At 72.5% G+C, this 16741-nt stretch carries 16 protein-coding genes; 9 read left to right on the top strand and 7 right to left on the bottom strand.

The window, feature by feature from the left end:
- The 3 genes from HN013_RS21175 (at position 1) to pssA (ending at position 2895) form a co-directional block, all read left to right on the top strand.
- Complete coding sequence (locus HN013_RS21175) at positions 1-1206, top strand: acyl-CoA dehydrogenase family protein (RefSeq protein WP_171168547.1); 1206 nt, start codon at positions 1-3, stop codon at positions 1204-1206.
- Positions 1207-1397: 191 nt separating this feature from the next.
- Positions 1398-2054: a phosphatidylserine decarboxylase gene (locus HN013_RS21180; protein ID WP_171168548.1), complete on the top strand. Its 657-nt coding sequence runs from the start codon at positions 1398-1400 to the stop codon at positions 2052-2054.
- Complete coding sequence (pssA, locus tag HN013_RS21185) at positions 2041-2895, top strand: CDP-diacylglycerol--serine O-phosphatidyltransferase (RefSeq protein WP_171168550.1); 855 nt, start codon at positions 2041-2043, stop codon at positions 2893-2895. The genes HN013_RS21180 and pssA overlap by 14 nt, the downstream gene beginning before the upstream one ends.
- Before the next feature lie 256 nt (positions 2896-3151).
- On the opposite strand, the gene HN013_RS21190 is transcribed toward pssA, so the two are convergent.
- Complete coding sequence (locus HN013_RS21190) at positions 3152-4276, bottom strand: glycerate kinase (protein ID WP_171168552.1); 1125 nt, start codon at positions 4274-4276, stop codon at positions 3152-3154.
- A gap of 140 nt (positions 4277-4416) precedes the next feature.
- On the opposite strand from HN013_RS21190, the gene HN013_RS21195 reads away from it, so the two are divergent.
- Positions 4417-6111, top strand: coding sequence for a BCCT family transporter (locus tag HN013_RS21195; RefSeq protein WP_171168554.1), 1695 nt, complete (start codon positions 4417-4419; stop codon positions 6109-6111).
- 30 nt (positions 6112-6141) lie between these two features.
- Here HN013_RS21195 and HN013_RS21200 read toward each other — a convergent pair whose 3' ends face one another.
- Positions 6142-6642, bottom strand: a complete 501-nt coding sequence (locus tag HN013_RS21200) for a hypothetical protein (protein WP_171168556.1) — start codon at positions 6640-6642, stop codon at positions 6142-6144.
- A 133-nt stretch (positions 6643-6775) separates the two neighbouring features.
- Between HN013_RS21200 and HN013_RS21205 the strand changes: the two genes are divergently transcribed.
- From HN013_RS21205 to HN013_RS21215, 3 genes are all read left to right on the top strand, one after another.
- Positions 6776-7720 (top strand): MerR family transcriptional regulator, encoded by a 945-nt coding sequence (locus HN013_RS21205; RefSeq protein ID WP_171168559.1) that lies wholly within the window; start codon positions 6776-6778, stop codon positions 7718-7720.
- Between the two features lie 225 nt (positions 7721-7945).
- Positions 7946-9256, top strand: coding sequence for a radical SAM protein (locus HN013_RS21210; protein WP_171168561.1), 1311 nt, complete (start codon positions 7946-7948; stop codon positions 9254-9256).
- Between the two features lie 77 nt (positions 9257-9333).
- Positions 9334-10065, top strand: coding sequence for a Sir2 family NAD-dependent protein deacetylase (locus HN013_RS21215; RefSeq protein ID WP_171168563.1), 732 nt, complete (start codon positions 9334-9336; stop codon positions 10063-10065).
- A gap of 7 nt (positions 10066-10072) precedes the next feature.
- Here the strand turns inward: HN013_RS21215 and HN013_RS21220 are convergent, their stop codons facing one another.
- Both HN013_RS21220 and HN013_RS21225 read right to left on the bottom strand, forming a co-directional pair.
- Positions 10073-10615, bottom strand: a complete 543-nt coding sequence (locus HN013_RS21220; protein WP_171168564.1) for a methylated-DNA--[protein]-cysteine S-methyltransferase — start codon at positions 10613-10615, stop codon at positions 10073-10075.
- A 577-nt stretch (positions 10616-11192) separates the two neighbouring features.
- The gene (locus tag HN013_RS21225; RefSeq protein ID WP_171168567.1) at positions 11193-12665 is read right to left on the bottom strand and encodes an AlkA N-terminal domain-containing protein; all 1473 of its coding nucleotides are present in this window, start codon (positions 12663-12665) and stop codon (positions 11193-11195) included.
- Positions 12666-12779: 114 nt separating this feature from the next.
- Here HN013_RS21225 and HN013_RS21230 point away from each other — a divergent pair, with 114 nt between their 5' ends.
- Entirely contained in the window at positions 12780-13004 is a 225-nt protein-coding gene (locus tag HN013_RS21230; RefSeq protein ID WP_171168569.1) for a hypothetical protein, read from the top strand.
- Positions 13005-13009: 5 nt separating this feature from the next.
- Positions 13010-13588 carry a Clp protease N-terminal domain-containing protein gene (locus tag HN013_RS34185; protein WP_171168571.1) on the top strand — a complete coding sequence of 193 codons (579 nt, stop codon included), beginning with the start codon at positions 13010-13012 and terminating at the stop codon, positions 13586-13588.
- A gap of 138 nt (positions 13589-13726) precedes the next feature.
- On the opposite strand, the gene HN013_RS21240 is transcribed toward HN013_RS34185, so the two are convergent.
- The 3 genes from HN013_RS21240 to HN013_RS21250 all read right to left on the bottom strand — a co-directional run bounded on the left by HN013_RS21240 (position 13727) and on the right by HN013_RS21250 (position 16712).
- A complete protein-coding gene (locus tag HN013_RS21240; RefSeq protein ID WP_171168574.1) occupies positions 13727-14185 on the bottom strand; it encodes an RICIN domain-containing protein in 459 nt (152 codons plus the stop codon).
- 142 nt (positions 14186-14327) lie between these two features.
- Positions 14328-15806, bottom strand: a complete 1479-nt coding sequence (locus HN013_RS21245; RefSeq protein WP_171168576.1) for an NAD(P)/FAD-dependent oxidoreductase — start codon at positions 15804-15806, stop codon at positions 14328-14330.
- Positions 15807-15890: 84 nt separating this feature from the next.
- Complete coding sequence (locus tag HN013_RS21250; protein ID WP_171168578.1) at positions 15891-16712, bottom strand: inositol monophosphatase family protein; 822 nt, start codon at positions 16710-16712, stop codon at positions 15891-15893.
- Positions 16713-16741 lie beyond the last annotated feature (29 nt).

The raw sequence follows: 16741 nt of genomic DNA on the forward strand, positions 1-16741 counted from the left end.
ATGGGCCGCCTCGCGCAGACCGAAGGACTGACGGACGTCCAGCGGGAGATCCTCGCCACGGTCCGTGATTTCGTCGACAAGGAAATCATTCCGGTCGCGACGGAACTTGAGCACCGCGATGAATATCCGACCCAGATAGTCGAGGGCCTCAAGGAACTCGGTCTCTTCGGGCTGATGATCCCCGAGGAGTACGGCGGGCTCGGTGAGTCGCTTCTCACATACGCGCTCTGCGTCGAGGAGATCGCCCGCGGCTGGATGAGTGTGTCGGGAATCATCAATACACACTTCATCGTCGCGTACATGCTCAAGCAGCACGGGACGCAGGAGCAGCGGGAGCACTTCCTGCCGCGGATGGCGGCCGGCGAGGTCCGGGGCGCGTTCTCGATGTCCGAGCCGGGGCTGGGCTCCGATGTGTCGGCCATCACGTCGAAGGGCGTGCGGGACGGGGACGACTACGTCCTCACCGGCCAGAAGATGTGGCTGACCAACGGCGGCTCGTCGACGCTGGTGGCGGTGTTGTGCCGGACCGACGAGGGGCTGCCCGAGGGGTCGGCGCCGCATAAGTCGATGACCACGTTCCTGGTGGAGAAGGAGCCCGGGTTCGGGCAGGTCAAACCGGGTCTCACCATCCCCGGCAAGATCGACAAGATGGGCTACAAGGGCGTCGACACCACCGAGTTGATCATGGATGGGCTGCGCGTCCCGGCCGGCCGGGTGCTCGGCGGGACCACCGGGCGCGGCTTCTACCAGATGATGGACGGCGTCGAGGTCGGCCGCGTCAACGTCGCGGCCCGTGGCTGCGGCGTCGCACAGCGTGCGTTCGAACTGGGCGTCGCCTACGCGCAGCAGCGTCACACGTTCGGTAAGGCCATTGCCCAGCATCAGGCCATTCAGTTCAAGTTGGCCGAAATGGGGACAAAGGTCGAAGCGGCCCATGCGATGATGGTGAGGGCAGCCCGCACCAAGGACTCCGGTCAGCGCAACGACCTGGAGGCCGGGATGGCCAAATACCTCGCCTCCGAGTACTGCAAAGAGGTGGTCGAGGATGCCTTCCGCATCCACGGCGGCTACGGCTTCTCCAAGGAGTACGAGATCGAGCGCCTCTACCGGGAGGCCCCGATGCTCCTGATCGGGGAAGGAACGGCAGAGATCCAGAAAATGATCATCGGCCGTCGACTCCTTGAGGAGTACCGGATCCAGGGGTAAACCGGGGGGAATTGTCCGAAATGGGAGACTTTCGTAGAGGAATTGTCGAGAAGTAGATCACACTCTGTCATCGATGTCCGGCCACCGACTGGCCCCGGCGCTTAGCCAGTTGCCGCTCGCAACCGATAGCATCGCCGGAAAGCCGCCGTCCCCCGATCGTTACGCGGCACCCTCCGCTACGAAGGTCACCCATGCCCCACAGCTCTACCTCTGCACCACGCGATAGCCGTCTCGGCGTGCGCCTCGCGCGCGGAGCTTCGCCGTGGCTCCTGCCGACCGTCGCCACGGCGGCCGTCAGCCTCACCCGTGCCCGCCGCTCCGGGCGCTGGGCCGCACTCGCCGTCCCCTCGACCGCGCTGGCGGCCGGCATGCTGTGGTTCTTCCGCGACCCCGAGCGCGAGATCGCCCAGGGCCGGGTCATCTCGCCCGCCGACGGCGTGGTGCAGAGCATCATGCCCTGGAAGGACGGCCGCACCCGCGTCGCGATCTTCATGAGCCCGCTCAACGTCCACGTCAACCGCGCGCCGCTCGCCGGCACGGTGACGTCGGTCGAGCACATCCCCGGCGGGTTCGTTCCGGCGTTCAACAAGGAGAGCGAGAACAACGAGCGCGTTGTCTGGCACTTCGACACCGAACTCGGCGACATCGAGATGGTGCAGATCGCCGGTGCCGTGGCCCGGCGCATCGTCCCCTACGTGCCCCAGGGCACCAAGGTGGAGCAGGGCGAGCGCATCGGCCTGATCCGCTTCGGCTCGCGCGTCGACATCTACCTGCCGGAGGGCGTGGAGGCGGCTGTCGAGGTGGGCCAGGCCACTACAGCAGGAGTGACCCGCCTTGACCGTGATTGATCCCGACACACAGGCGACCTGGGTCCCGGAGGCGGAGCCCGAGGACGACGTCGACGACATGCCGCTCTCCACACGGCTGTCGATAGCGGACACCCTCACCCTGGGCAACGCGATCTGCGGTTTCATGGCGGTGTACTTCACCACCACCGGCATCCTCATCCCGCACCTCACCAACAGTGAGGACGGCGGCATGGCGCGCAACAGCGCCGCCACCGCGGTGATGCTGATGCTGCTCGCCTCGGTCTTCGACCTGTTCGACGGCCTGGTGGCCCGCAAGCTGCGCAGTTCGGCGATGGGCGCGGAGCTGGACAACCTCTCCGACCTGATCAGCTTCGGTCTCGCCCCCGCCTACTTCGTGGTCGTCTGGGGCGTCGTCGCCCAGGGCGCCCACCAGAAGGTCTCCGCCGTCGCGGCCGTGGTCGTCCTGCTCGCCGTCGTACTCCGGCTCGCCCGGTTCTCCTGCGTCCCCATGCGCGACGGCGTCTTCCAGGGCATGCCCAGCCCCTTCGGCGCCCTCACCGTCGTCTCCGTCGTCCTGCTGGAGCTCCCCTTCGTCCCGACGCTCCTCGCGATCGTCGGCGTCGCCTGGCTCATGGTCAGCCGCGTCGAGTACCCCAAGCCCCGGGGCCGGCTCGCCGTCGCCATGCTCGGCTGGATCGTCTCCACCATGGGCCTCCTGGCCGCCTGGGCCTTCGACGCCCCCGGCGGCGAGCTCATGCTCCAGACCGGGTGCGCCCTCCAGGTCGTCCTCGGCGCGGTCATTCCGCTGTTCGCCACCGCGCGGCGGGTGAACACCTTCCGCGACAATCGGCGGGAGGCGCGGGCGGCGCAGCTGCCGTGATCCCGCGGTGCGTGCCCGTACGAGGCCCCGAGCGAGAGCTCGGGGCCTCATCGTTTTTGCGGGGGCGAGCCCCCGCACCCCCCCAAACCGCGCTCCGCGCGGTTGTCCTCAAACGCCGGACGGGCTGAAGTGTGCGCCCGGGCCGAAATCCAGCCCGTCCGGCGTTTGAGGACAAGCGGCGAAGCCGCTTTCAAAGGGGTTGCGGGCCCTCCCGCAGAAACGGTGAAAGGGTGGGACCGGGGCACCCCCTAGGCGCTCAGCCGAGACATTCCCGAGCAATCCGCTCCCCCACCCGCTCCAGGAGCGCCCCCGCCTCCGCCATGCACCGCTCCGGATCCGGCTCAAGCTCGGAAAGCGCGTACGCCCGCCCAACCCCAAGCGCCACCAAATCCTCCCACTCCAACCCCAACCGCCCACAAACAGCCACCACCCGAACCCCCCGCCCCCGAGCCACCGCCGCCACCCCCGCAACCGCCTTCCCCCGCAGCGTCTGCTCGTCGAGCGACCCCTCCCCCGTGATCACCACATCGGCCCGCTCCAGCGCCTCGGCGAACCCGACGACGTCGAGCAGCACCTCGATGCCGGGCCGGAACACGGCCCCGAGCCCGGCGAGCGCGCCGTAGCCGAGCCCACCGGCGGCGCCCGCGCCCGGCGCGTCCGCCAAGGCAGGGTCCAGAGCACGGGCGATGCGGCCGAGAGCGGCGTCCAGGACGGCGATGTCGCCCGGGGAGGCGCCCTTCTGCGGGCCGTAGACGGCGGCGGCGCCCGAGGGCCCGGTCAGGGGGTTGTCGACGTCGCAGGCGAGGACGACGGAGGTGCGGGCCAGCCGTTCGTCGAGCCCGGAGAGGTCGACGCGGTCGAGGGCGGCGAGCGCGGCCCCGCCGGGGCCGAGGGGCCGCCCGGAGGCGTCGAGGAAGCGCGCGCCGAGCGCGGCGAGCATGCCGGCACCGCCGTCGGTGGTGGCACTGCCGCCCACACCGAGCACGACGGTCCGGGCGCCGGCGTCGAGCGCGGCGCGCAGCAGCTCCCCGGTCCCGTAGGTGGTGGCGGTGAGCGGCGCGTACCGGCCCGGCGGCAGCCGGCGCAGGCCCGACGCCTCGGCCATCTCCACCACGGCGGTGTCGCCGCGCAGCGCCCAGGCCGCCGTGACGGGTTCGCCGAGCGGCCCGGCCACCCGGGCCGTGCGGCGTTCGAAGCCGGCGTTCCGCGCGGAGACGACCGCGTCCACCGTGCCGTCGCCACCGTCGGCGACGGGCAGCGCGGTCACGGTGGCGCCGGGCGCCGCCCGGCGGATCCCGGCGGTGAGGTGGTCGGCGACCTCGACGGCCGTCAGCGAGCCCTTGAACTTGTCCGCGGCGATGAGCACGTGTGCGTCGGTCATCTGCTGCCCCTCTGTCCAGGTGTCGTCCGGTGCCCCGTCGCGCCGCGCCGAACCCTATCCGTGGCATGGGGGCGCCGCCCATCCCTCCGGCGGCGTGCCAGCCCGTGGAATAGCCACCAATCCGGCCATAGTGGGGCGTCATGAGCACCGAGACCACCGACGCGTCCCCCTCGCCGCGGGACGAACGCCCGGACCTGCCCCTGGTCGCCATCGGCGCCGTCGCCGTCCTGGCGGTGGTCGCCTGGGCGGCGCTCGGCAAGAGCTCCTTCGACCGGGTCTCCACGGACGCCCTCGGCTGGGTGCTGTCGAACTTCGCCTGGCTGTTCGTCATCGCCGCCGATGTGTTTCTCGTGCTGTGCGCGGTTATCGCCGTCAGCCGCTACGGGCGGATCCGGCTCGGCGCGGACGACTCCCAGCCGGAGTTCAGCAACCTGGCCTGGATCGCCATGATGTTCAGCGCCGGCATGGGGATCGGCCTGATGTTCTACGGCGTCGGCGAGCCGCTCCAGCACTTCGTCGCACCGCCGCCGGGCAGCGGCGTCGACCCCGGCACCCCGGCCGCCGCCCGTACCGCCCTGGAGTACTCGTTCTTCCACTGGACGCTGCACCCCTGGGCCATCTACGGCATGGCCGGCCTCGCGCTCGCCTACGCGGGCTTCCGCAAGGGCCGCGGCAACCGGCTGAGCTCCGTGTTCGTACCGCTGCTCGGCAAGGAGCGGGCGGACGGCTGGCCGGGCCGGGTCATCGACCTGCTCGCCGTCTTCGCGACGGTCTTCGGTACGGCCACCAGTCTGGGGCTGGGCGCACTCCAGGTGTCCAAGGGGCTGAACATCACCACCGGGGTCAAGGACTCGACCTCCCTGGAGCTCATCGTCATCGCCTCCCTGTCGGCCGCCTTCGTGCTCTCGGCCTTCTCCGGCCTGCACAAGGGCGTCAAATGGCTGAGCACGCTCAACATCGCGCTGGCCGCCTGCCTGATGCTCTTCGTCTTCCTCCTCGGCCCCACCGTCTTCATCCTCAACACCGTCCCCGCCTCCACGGGCGGCTACCTGCACGACCTGGTCACCCTGGCCACCCGGACCGGCGCCTTCACGGACTCCAAGTGGCTGGGCGCCTGGACGGTGTTCTACTGGGCGTGGTGGCTCTCGTGGGCGCCGTTCGTCGGCACGTTCATCGCCCGCATCTCGCACGGCCGGACCATCCGCGAGTTCCTCGTGGGCGTGCTGCTCGTGCCCAGCGGTGCCACGGTCGTCTGGTTCTGCGTCATGGGCGGCAGCGCCCTCCGGCTGGACATGACCGGCGCCGCCGACATGGCCGGGACCGTCACCCAGGGCGCGGAGGCGTCGCTCTTCGCCCTCCTCGACACGCTGCCGCTGTCGACTCTCGTCTCCTGGGTCGCCATGGCGCTGGTGATGACGTACTTCATCACCAGCGCGGACTCGGCCTCCCTGGTCATGGGCTCCCTCACCAGCCGCGGCGCCCTGCACCCCAAGGACTGGCTGGTCGTCACCTGGGGCGTGCTGATGGCGGCCGTGGCGGCCGTCCTGCTGGTGGCGGGCGGCCTGAAGTCGCTCCAGTCCGCGACGATCCTCGTCGCCCTGCCGTTCGTCCTGGTGATGCTGGCCCTGTGCTGGTCGCTGCTGACCGAACTCCGCACCGACCCGGGCGCGGGCCCCGCCCGCCACCACGCGCTGCACGGGCTGCGGGACGCCCTGCGCACGATGGTCGGCGACGCGATCACCGAGCAGGGCCCGGTCCGGCACCCCCGGCTGCGGCGGGTCGCCGAGAGCGCCCGGGAGCGGGGCGAGGGGGACGACGGGGGCGCCCAGGGCTGAGACACGGGCCGAGGCAGGGGCTGAGGCAGGTCAGAGCTCACCGTCCGAGTGGCCGTACGGGAGGCCGACGGTCATGGACGCGGTGGCGTCCCCGGCCGTCGCGACGTCGCCGGCCAGGGGCGGCACCCCGGCCCGGTCCCAGTCGACAGCGCACGAGACTCCGTCACCGAGCTCGTCGCAGAACATCCGGCCGGAGAGGGTGGCCGACGGGTCGTCCACGTCCTCGTCGGCCGCGAAGTCGTAGCCGGCCGGCTCCCCCGGCCCGGTGAAGGTGATCTCCGGGTAGCCGTCGACCGCGATGGTGAGGAAGGGGTGGAGATCGATCGACCGCGCCAGTTCGTCGTGCTGGTACACGTGCAGCGTCAGGTCCGCGCCGTACCAGCACAGGAGGTACAGGTTGATCGCCTCGGCGAGCTCGTCCGCGAGATCGGCCTTGATCTCGTCGAGGGTGCCCCGCACGTAGTGCGTGTCCTTGCGGGATCCGCCCGGAGCGACGCGGAACTCCAGTTCGTAGCAGCTCTTGAGTGACATGTCGAACAACCTATCCACCAGGGCCACTTGACCGGACGGATGGCTTACGGGCCTGCCCCTCCCCCGCGCCCGCTTGACCTTGCCCCTTGGGGCAGGGTTTAGCCTCCGTGGGACAGGAGCGGAGGCGAGGGGCATGCGGATCGGCGACGTCGCCCACCGGGCGGGCGTGACCGTCAAGGCGGTGCGGTACTACGAAGCGCTGGGGCTGGTCGAGCCCGTCCGGCTGGCGAACGGCTATCGCGACTACGACGAACACCACGTCCGGGTCATCGGCGAGATCAAGGCCCTCAGCCGGCTCGGGATCCCCGTCGAGGACACCCGTCCCTTCCTCGACTGTCTGGCGGCCGGCCGGCCGCACGCCGACGACTGCCCGGCCTCGCTGGCCGGTTACCGGGCGGCGATCGACGACCTGACCCGGCGGATCGACGCCCTGAGCGCCCGCCGGGCCGTACTGACCGCCCACCTGCACGAGGCCGCCCACCGCAACAGCAGCGTCCCACCGGGAGATCCCATGCACGACTTCGCCACCCTGCCCGCCGGCCTGCCCGTCCCCGAGGACGACGGCGCCTGCGACACCCTGCCCGGACTGGCCCTGCCCGCCCTGGAGCTGCGGGGCACGGACGGCCGGACCGTCCGCCTCGACGCCCTGGGGCCGGGACGGTCCGTGATCTACCTCTACCCGCTCACCGGGCGGCCCGGCACCGACCTGCCCGAGGGCTGGAACTCCATTCCGGGGGCCCGCGGCTGCACGCCGGAGTCCTGCGGTTTCCGCGACCACCACGAGGACCTGCTCGCCGCGGGGGCGGCCCGGGTCTTCGGGCTGTCCGGCCAGGACACCGACTACCAGCGGGAGGTCGTCGAGCGGCTGCGCCTGCCGTTCGCCATCCTCTCGGACCCGGGCCTCCGGCTGGCGGACGAGCTGAGGCTGCCGACCTTCGAGGCGGGCGGGCGCCGGCTGTTCCGGCGGCTCACCCTGGTCGTCCTGGACGGTGCGGTGGAGCACGTCTTCTACCCGGTCTTCCCGCCGGACCGGCACGCGGAGCAGGTCCTCGGCTGGCTGCGCCGGCACCCTCTCTGAGGTGCGGCCCCGGGCGGGGTGGCGAAGTGTCCGGTATCCGCCGATAGACCTAGGTCCCGGACGTCCCGCACCCTCGCGCTAGCATCGGCTGGGTATCGCCCGGTTCCCGGGCGACACAAGTGCCGCCCCGGCGCACTCCGTTGTGCGTCGTTGCCCGCGCCGGGGCGGCACCTTCCGCCCGGGACCGGGCGGTGACGACGCACGGGCGACGGAGAGGGAGCGGTCATGGGAAGCAGCCGTACGGAAGAGGTCGAGGGCCTGATGGCGCGCTTCCCCGGGGTGCCGCGGGAAGCCGTCATCAAGGAGGACCTGCTGCGCGGCGGCATCGCGTTCGACGAATCCGCGCTCACCGGCGACGAGGCGGGCGACGTCAAACCGAAGTCCTACTTCATCTTCTCCTTCGACCACCGGACCCTCCCCGAGCTCGGCGCCGCGGCCCTGCGCCGCCCGCCGGAGGAGATCGTCCTCACCGGGGGCCCCTACGGGCTGCGGCGCACGGTCGTCTCGGTGCGCGTCAACCCCCAGTCCCCCTACCGGGTCGGGGTCACCCCCGACGGAACGCTCGGCCTCCTGCTCGACGGGAAGCACATCGCCGACGTGGGCCTGCCGCCGATGCCGGACTACTACCGGCACGCGCTGGCCAACGGGAAATCCGTGATGGAGGTCGCCCCGACCATCCAGTGGGGCTATCTCATCTACCTGACGGTCTTCCGGGTCTGCCAGTACTTCGGCGCCAAGGAGGAGTGCCAGTACTGCGACATCAACCACAACTGGCGCCAGCACAAGGCGGCCGGCCGCCCGTACACCGGGGTGAAGTCGGTCGAGGAAGTGCTGGAGGCACTGGAAATCATCGACAAGCACGACACGGCCGGCGCCTCCCGCGCCTATACGCTCACCGGCGGTTCCATCACCTCCCGGGTGAACGGCCTCACCGAGGCGGATTTCTACGGCCGTTACGCACAGGCGATCGAGGAGCGATTCCCCGGCCGCTGGACCGGAAAGGTCGTCGCCCAGGCCCTGCCCCGGGCGGACGTCCAGCGTTTCCACGACTACGGGATCCGCATCTACCACCCCAATTACGAGGTGTGGGACCGGCGTCTCTTCGAGCTCTACTGCCCCGGCAAGGAACGCTACGTCGGCCGCGACGAATGGCACCGCAGGATCCTGGACTCGGCCGAGGTGTTCGGGCCGCGGAACGTCATCCCGAATTTCGTGGCGGGCGTGGAGATGGCCGCGCCGGAGGGGTTCACGAAGGTCGACGAGGCCATCGCCTCCACGGAGGAAGGGCTGCGGTTCTTCATGTCCCGCGGCATCACCCCGCGGTTCACCACGTGGTGCCCCGAGCCGACGACGCCGCTCGGCCGCTCGAATCCGGCGGGCGCGCCGCTCGAATACCACATCCGGTTGCTGGAGACCTACCGCGCGACCATGGACGCGTACGGGCTGTCCTCGCCGCCCGGTTACGGTCCTGCCGGGCCGGGACGGGCCGTGTTCTCGGTGAGTTCGTTCATGGACAGCCTGCCTGCCGACGACTGAGTACCGCGGTCCACCACACCGCTCCCCCGGCCCGAATTCCGTTCGCCGGGCGGAGCGGTGCTGCGTACGCTCGCGGCATGGCGAAGAAACCTCTGGTGGCGATTCTCAGCGGTGCGGGAATTTCCACGGATTCCGGCATTCCCGACTACCGGGGGCCCAACGGCCTGTGGCGGCGCGACCCGGAGGCCGAGAAGCTCGTCACCTACGAGTACTACATGCGCGACCCCGAGATCCGGCGGCGTTCCTGGCTGATGCGGCGCGACGCCCCCACGCTGCGCGCCCGGCCGAACGCGGCCCACGAGGCGATCGTGCGGCTGGAGCGGTCCGGGACGCCGGTCCGCGTCATCACGCAGAACGTGGACGGGCTGCACCAGGCGGCCGGGCTGCCCGAGCGGAAGGTGCTCGAACTCCACGGCTCCGCCCGGTCGGTGGTGTGCACGGAGTGCGGGGCGCGCTCGGGGATGGCCGCCGCCCTGGAGCGGGTGGCGGCGGGCGACCCGGACCCGGCCTGCGAGGCGTGCGGCGGCATCCTGAAGTCGGCGACGGTCATGTTCGGTCAGGCCCTCGACCCCGCCGTCCTGGGTGACGCACTGACGGTGACGAAGGCGTGCGACGTCTTCATCGCGGTCGGCACCAGCCTGATGGTCACCCCCGCGGCGGCGCTCGCGGGCGTGGCGGCCGACCACGGCGCCTGGCTGATCATCGTCAACGCGGAGCCGACGCCGTACGACGACCGGGCGGACGAGGTGCTGCGGGAGCCGATCGGGACGGCGCTGCCGGCACTGCTGCGGCGGTGGGAAGGGAGTTGACAGGCCGTCAGAACAGGGAGTCCTGCTTTCCCGAGTCCTGCCTGCCCGCGTCCTGCTTGCCCACCCTCCCCAGTTCCACGCCCTCCAGCTCCAGCAGCCGCCGCTTCCGCTCCACTCCCCAGCCGTAGCCCGTGAGGCTGCCGTCGGAGCCGATCACCCGGTGGCAGGGGACGATGATCGACACGGGGTTCTTCCCGTTCGCGAGCCCGACCGCCCGTGAGGCGTTGGGTGCGCCGATGTGGCGGGCCAGTTCCCCGTAGGACATCGTCTCCCCGTAGGGGATCTCCAGGAGCGCGTTCCAGACCCGGCGCTGGAACGGGGTGCCGCGCAGGTCCAGGGGGACGTCGAAGCACGTCAGCTCCTCCGCGAAGTACGCCGCCAGCTGGCGGGTGACCTCGGCGAACGGGCTGTCGTCGGGGCGGCCGAAGCTCTCGTCGGCCGGCCGGTGCCGCTGGTCGAGGATGTAGAGGCCGGAGAGGGTGGTGCCGTCGGCGGCCACGAGGGTGATGGGGCCGTAGGGGCTCTCGATGACGGTGTACACGGCGGACATGGGGTGTTCCGTTCGCTTCCGTTCGGTGTCCGTGGGCGGACAGGCGGTGGGTGGGCGGTCGGTCGGCAGGTGGGCGGTTGGTGAGCGGTTGGTGAGCGGCGGCTCGGGTGGGCAAGCGCCGGGGCGGGTGCCGGGGGGGCCGGCTCTGGAGGCGGTTCCCGGCGGGGGACGACGGACGAGTGGTGGCGGGGCGGGTGCCGGGGGTGGGCTCCCGGCGGGGACAGCGGCCGGGGGTGGCCGCCGAGCGTACGTCGGCGTATCGGGTAAGGCCGTGATCGGGGTATCGGGTGGCGCCGTCAAGGCCGGAGGGTACGCCGTCGGGGCGGGGCGGCGTCGGGCGGCACGTCCCGGGGCCGGGCGTCGGCCCCAGGGCGAGGCGGGCGCCGCACTGCCGGTCCCCGACCACCCCCCGCACCGGATCCGGAACATGTCACATCGCCGGCTTCCGGCATCCCCCGAGCCCCCGGGGCAACGCCGCCACGTGGCCGGGTGCGGGGGCAGATGCGCCCGGAGCAACGCCGGGCGCCCGGCACCGCACCGCCCCCGCGCCACACCACGCTGCGCCGCCCCGCCGACGCTACGGCTCCGCCGGCATCCGGGCGGACGGATGGTCGTCCGTGGACCACAGGTACTGGACGGCGTAGGCGCGCCACGGCCGCCAGGCCGACGCGTGCCGGGTGAGCGCGCCGGGCGTGCCGGGCAGGCCCAGTCCGGCCGCCGCCCTGCGCACCCCCAGGTCCGTCGGCAGGAAGGCGTCCGGGTCGCCGAGGCCGCGCATGGCGATGATGTCGGCGGTCCAGGGCCCGATGCCGGGCATGGCGGCGAGCCGGGCGCGGGTGCGGGTCCAGTCGCTGCCGACCCCGAGGTCGAGGCCGCCGTCGGCGAGGGCGGCGACGAGGCCGGTGAAGGCGGCGCGCCGGCCGGCCGGCATGGCCAGGGAGGCCGGGTCGAGGGCGGCCAGGGCCTCGGTGGACGGGAACAGATGGGTGAGTCCGCCGGAGGTCTCTACGGGTGTGCCGTGGGCGGTGACCAGCCGGGCGGCCAGGGTGCGGGCGGCGGCGGTGGAGACCTGCTGCCCGAGCACGGCCCGCAGGGCCAGCTCCTCGGCGTCCACGGTGCGCGGCACCCGGCGGCCCGGCGCCTTGTCGATCAGTGGGGCAAGGACCGGGTCCGTGCGCAGCAGCGCGTCGACGGCCTCCGGGTCGGCGTCCAGGTCGAGCAGGCGGCGGCAGCGGCTGATGGCCCCGGCCAGGTCGCGCTGGTCGGAGAGGGCGATGCGGCAGGCGATGTGGTCGGGCCGGGGGCGGAGGGTGACCGTGCCGTGCCCGTAGGGCAGGCGCAGCGTGCGGTGGTACGCGCCCTCGCGCCACTCCTCCACGCCGGGGACGGCGGTGGCGGCGAGATGGCCGAGGAGGTTGTCGGGGGTGAAGGGGGTGCGGAACGGGAGGCGCAGGGTGAGGACGCCGGGGGTGGCCGGCGGCCGGCCGCGCGCCGCGCGGGCGCGGAGGCCGGTGGGAGTGAGGGCGAAGACGGCGCGCACGGTCTCGTTGAAGGAGCGGACGGAGGAGAACCCCGCCGCGAAGGCGACGTCGGCCATGGGCAGGTCGCTGGTCTCGATGAGGACGCGGGCGGTCTGCGCGCGCTGGGCGCGGGCGAGGGCCAGCGGCCCGGCGCCGAGCTCGGCGAGCAGCTGGCGTTCTATCTGGCGGGCGCTGTAGCCGAGCCGGGCGGCGAGACCGGGCACGCCCTCGCGGTCCACGGTGCCGTCGGCGATGAGCCGCATCGCCCGGGCGACGACGTCGGCGCGTTCGTTCCACTGCGGCGAGCCGGGGCTCGCGTCGGGCCGGCAGCGCTTGCAGGCACGGAAGCCGGCCTGCTGGGCGGCGGCCGCGCTCGGGTAGAAGCTCATGTTCCGGTCCTTGGGCAGGACGGCCGGACAGCTGGGACGGCAGTAGATGCGCGTGGTGAGGACGGCGATGAAGAACCAGCCGTCGAAGCGGGGGTCCTTGGACCGCGCGGCCCGTACGCAACGGTCGAAGTCGGTGTGCATGGAGACAAGGATCGACGGCGGAGACGTCCGGGGCTGGCGGAAATCCGACATGGGCGTCGACCGGTCTGTCAATGACAGTTGACGCCACGACGGTATGTCATCCATGGTTGACACATGGCCGGAACAGACGCGAAGGACGCGGTCGGCACCACCGAGGCCGCCATGGACACCGACCCCCGCGTGGGGCTGCGCGCCGTCGCCGCACTGCGGCGGCTGGTCGAACGACTTGAGGCACTCCAGGTGGACAACGCCCGGAGGCGTGGCTGGTCCTGGGAGGAGATCGGTGCCCAACTCGGCGTCAGCAGGCAGGCGGTCCACAAGAAGCACGCCAGGAGGTAGACGACATGTTCGAGAGGTTCACCAAGGACGCGCGGCTGGCGGTCGTCTGCGCACAGGAGGAGGCCCGGTCCCTGCGCCACTCCTGGATCGGCGCGGAACACCTCCTCCTCGCCGTCGCCGCCCGCCCCGGAGCACCGGGCACCGCCACCCTCACCCGGCTCGGCGTCACGGCCGAGGCATGCCGCGAGGCGATCCGGTCGGCCGGGGCGCTCGACGAGGGCGACGCCGAGGCCCTGCGGTCGCTCGGCATCGACCTCGACACCGTACGGGCCCGCGCGGAGAGCGCGTTCGGGCCGGGCGCGCTGGACCGGCAGCCGGACGGGACACGGTTCGGCGGCCTGCTCCGCCGCGCCCCCAGGCGCCCCCGGCACCACATCCCGTTCACCAAGGACGCCAAGCGGGCTCTGGAGCAGTCGCTCAGGGCTGCCCTGGCCCGCAAGGAGAACTGGATCGGCACCGAGCACGTCCTGCTGGGCGTCCTCTCCGGCGGCGATCCGGCGACGGTCCGGGTCCTCGACGCCCTCGGCACCGATCCCGTGGCGCTGCGCGGCAGCGTCCTGGCGGATCTGCGGCCGGCAGCCTGACGACCGGCCGGGGGTCGGTCAGCCAACGGCGGCCGGGGGCCGGCCGAAGGTCGGCCGGATCAGCTGTCCGACAGCGGAGGGGCCCGGCGCGCTCGCCCGGGAGGAGCGTGCCGGGCCTCCGGTGACGCCGTCGGCGGATCAGACGTCCACGGTGTACCAGTGCTGCCAGGAACCCCCGTTGGGGTCGCGCATGTTGATCCCCGCGCCGTCCCATGTGTCGTCCGCCCGCTGGAGCTGGGCGACCTGTCCGTTCACATCGGTGTGGAGCTCGCGGTTCCAGAAGAACCAGCGCTGGTTGGCGTTGCCGTGACAGTCCCCGACCGCCTGGACGGCCTCGTTGATGCCGCCGTGGCGGACGTCGAGGCAGTGCATGTTGGCCAGGCTGCGGAGCTTCTTGCCCTCCCAGAGCCACCACTGCCGTGAGCCGAGGCCGCAGGTGCGCAGCTCGACGTTGTCCCCGTTGATCGTCAGGCACTTGCCGTTGCGGTCGTTCCGGATCTCGAAGGCGTTCAGAGCGGAAGCGGGAGTGGCCGTCATCACCGGCACGGCCGCGGCCATCCCCAGCGCCAGTGCCCCCGCCACGAGTGCTCGTCTCATCAAGGACTCGTTTCTCTCATGTGCCCCTGGGAGAACGCCGGTCGGCGCCTCCCCCGGACGGCTCCGCGTCCCCGCCGGCAACCGGCGTGCGCGGAGCAATCACGCGCCGCAGATCTGCCCGTACGCCCCGAGATCACTCCGCTTACGGCTGTACTGGCGGCAATACGCCGTTCGTTGCTCCTGACACTTCCTCCGCCCGGCGCCTCTTGGCTCCCCCCAGCCTCCGCCACACCACCCGCGCCGCGTGGTACCCGGACATCCCGTGCACCCCCGGCCCCGGCGGCGTCGCCGAGGAGCAGAGGAAGACGGCGGGGTGGGCGGTGGCGTAGGGCACCCGGGCGAGCTTGGGGCGGACGAGCAGCCGGAGGCCGGCGACGGAGCCGCAGGCGATGTCCCCGCCGACGTAGTTGGCGTTGCGCGCCGCGAGCTGCGGCGGGCCCGCGACGGCACGGGCCAGGACGAGGTCACGGAAGCCCGGCGCGAAGCGTTCGATCTGACGCTCGATCACCTCGGTGGCGTCGCCGCGCCAGCCGTTGGGCACATGACCGTAGACCCAGAAGGTGTGCTTGCCCTCCGGGGCGCGGCTGGGGTCGACGATGCTGGGCTGGGCGGTGATGAGGAAGGGAACGGCGGGGTCATGGCCGTGGACGGCGGCCCCGAGCGCGTCCCGGATCTCCCCGTACGTCGGCCCCACGTGCACCGTGCCCGCCCGCCGCGCGGCCTCCGCCCGCCAGGGCACCGGCCCGGACAGCGCATAGTCGATCTTGAAGACGGAGGGGCCGTAGCGGAACCCGCGGTAGGTGTCGCCGAGTCCGGCGATCCGGGCGAGGGCGGTCGGCGAGGTGTCGAAGACGTACGCGCGGGCGGGCGGCAGTTCGTCGAGCCGTCTGACCTCGAAGTCGGTGTGGATCTCGCCGCCCTGCTCCCGCAGGTACGAGGCGAGGGCGTCGGCGATGGCCTGCGAACCGCCGCGCGGCACGGGCCAGCCGCGCTCGTGCGCGGCGAGCGCGAAGATCAGGGCCATGCCGGCCGTGCCGAGGCCGGTGAGCGGCGCGATCCCGTGCGCGGAGAGCCCGGCGAACAGGGCCCGCGCCTTGGCGTCACGGAACCGGCGCACGTAGAGGGCCACGGGCAGCCCGGCCGAAAGACCGAACCGGGCGTATTCGACCGGGTCGGCGGGCAGCCCGTCCCACTGCGTGCGCAGGAAGTCCCGCGCGAGCGTCTCCCACTTCCCCCGGAAGGGCTCCACCAGCCGGCGGTACGTCCCGGCGTCGCGCGGCCCGAGCGAGGCCGCCGTCTCGCCGACGTGACGGGAGAGGACGGCGGCCGAGCCGTCGGGGAACGGGTGCGCCATCGGCAGGCCGGGGTGCAGCCACTCCAGGCCGTGCCGGGCGAGCGGCATCGCCTCGAACGCCGGGGAGCCGACGCCCAGCGGGTGCACGGCGGAGCACGGGTCGTGCCGGAAGCCGGGGAGCGTCAGCTCCTCGGTGCGGGCGCCGCCGCCGACCGCGCCGGCCGCCTCGAAGACCTCCACGGCCAGCCCCCGGCGGGCCAGTTCGACCGCGGCCGTCAGCCCGTTGGGGCCGGCCCCTACGACGACCGCGTCGAGCATGGTGGTCACCGGCGGACTCCCCTCGTGCGCCGGCCCTGGGCCGGTCCTCGTGCGCCGGCCCTGGGCCGGTCCGATCGGCCCGGCGCGCCCCGGTCAGGCGGCCAGCAGGCCCAGGATATGCCCGAGCGTCCCCGCGTCCCGCGCCGCCGCGAACGGCATCGTGTTGCCGCCGCCTATACGGAACGGCTCCCCCGCCACCGTCGCACTCGCGCCGCCCGCCTCCGCGACCAGCAGCAGCCCCGCGGCGTGGTCCCAGGCATTGGGCCACGAGAAAGCCGTCGCCTCCAGGAGCCCGCGCGCCACGTTCAGATACTCCAGCCCGGCCGAGCCGCAGGGCCGCGGCGCCACCCCGGCCACGTCCAGCTTGGCCAGCATCCGCTTCTCCTCGTCGGTGGTGAAGTCGTAGTGCGATATCGCCACGCGCAGATCCGCACCGGGCGCGGCCGGCCCCGGCCGCAGCGGCACCCCGTCGAGGAACGCCCCCGCTCCCCGCCGGGCCGTCGCCATCAGCTCCAGCGCGGGCGCGTACGTCCAGGACGCCAGCAGCTCACCGCGGTGCGCGAGGCAGACCAGCGTCGCGAAGCCCGGGTCACCGTGGACGAACTGCCGCGTCCCGTCGACCGGGTCCACGATCCACACCGGCTCGTCCCCGCCCAGCGCCTCCAGCACCGACGCGTCGGCGTGCACCGCCTCCTCACCGACCACCCGCGACCCCGGCAGCAGCGCCGTCAGCGCACCCGTCAGATACTCCTCCGCCTGCCGGTCCGCGACCGTCACCAGGTCGTGCGGCCCTCTCTTCTCGACGATCTCGTGCGCGGCGAGCTGGCGGAAGCGCGGCATGATCTCGGTGGCGGCGGCCTTGCGCACCGCCTCCTCGACATCGGTCAGGTCACCTGCGAGAAAGTCATCGAACATACAGCCATCGAACCATGCCCCTCCGACAA

Source organism: Streptomyces sp. I05A-00742, assembly GCF_013055795.1.
Taxonomy (GTDB): domain Bacteria; phylum Actinomycetota; class Actinomycetes; order Streptomycetales; family Streptomycetaceae; genus Streptomyces.

What these genes read in the sequence shown, in the direction of transcription:
- HN013_RS21220 (WP_171168564.1), bottom strand. Translation starts at nt 10,615, where the DNA reads ATGTCCGCCGTGTACACCGTCATCGAGAGCCCCTACGGCCCCATCACC.
- HN013_RS21205 (WP_171168559.1), top strand. Translation starts at nt 6,776, where the DNA reads ATGCGGATCGGCGACGTCGCCCACCGGGCGGGCGTGACCGTCAAGGCG.
- HN013_RS21195 (WP_171168554.1), top strand. Translation starts at nt 4,417, where the DNA reads ATGAGCACCGAGACCACCGACGCGTCCCCCTCGCCGCGGGACGAACGC.
- HN013_RS21240 (WP_171168574.1), bottom strand. Translation starts at nt 14,185, where the DNA reads ATGAGACGAGCACTCGTGGCGGGGGCACTGGCGCTGGGGATGGCCGCG.
- HN013_RS21210 (WP_171168561.1), top strand. Translation starts at nt 7,946, where the DNA reads ATGGGAAGCAGCCGTACGGAAGAGGTCGAGGGCCTGATGGCGCGCTTC.
- HN013_RS21230 (WP_171168569.1), top strand. Translation starts at nt 12,780, where the DNA reads ATGGCCGGAACAGACGCGAAGGACGCGGTCGGCACCACCGAGGCCGCC.
- HN013_RS21175 (WP_171168547.1), top strand. Translation starts at nt 1, where the DNA reads ATGGGCCGCCTCGCGCAGACCGAAGGACTGACGGACGTCCAGCGGGAG.
- HN013_RS34185 (WP_171168571.1), top strand. Translation starts at nt 13,010, where the DNA reads ATGTTCGAGAGGTTCACCAAGGACGCGCGGCTGGCGGTCGTCTGCGCA.
- HN013_RS21190 (WP_171168552.1), bottom strand. Translation starts at nt 4,276, where the DNA reads ATGACCGACGCACACGTGCTCATCGCCGCGGACAAGTTCAAGGGCTCG.
- HN013_RS21215 (WP_171168563.1), top strand. Translation starts at nt 9,334, where the DNA reads ATGGCGAAGAAACCTCTGGTGGCGATTCTCAGCGGTGCGGGAATTTCC.
- HN013_RS21225 (WP_171168567.1), bottom strand. Translation starts at nt 12,665, where the DNA reads ATGCACACCGACTTCGACCGTTGCGTACGGGCCGCGCGGTCCAAGGAC.
- HN013_RS21200 (WP_171168556.1), bottom strand. Translation starts at nt 6,642, where the DNA reads ATGTCACTCAAGAGCTGCTACGAACTGGAGTTCCGCGTCGCTCCGGGC.
- HN013_RS21250 (WP_171168578.1), bottom strand. Translation starts at nt 16,712, where the DNA reads ATGTTCGATGACTTTCTCGCAGGTGACCTGACCGATGTCGAGGAGGCG.
- HN013_RS21180 (WP_171168548.1), top strand. Translation starts at nt 1,398, where the DNA reads ATGCCCCACAGCTCTACCTCTGCACCACGCGATAGCCGTCTCGGCGTG.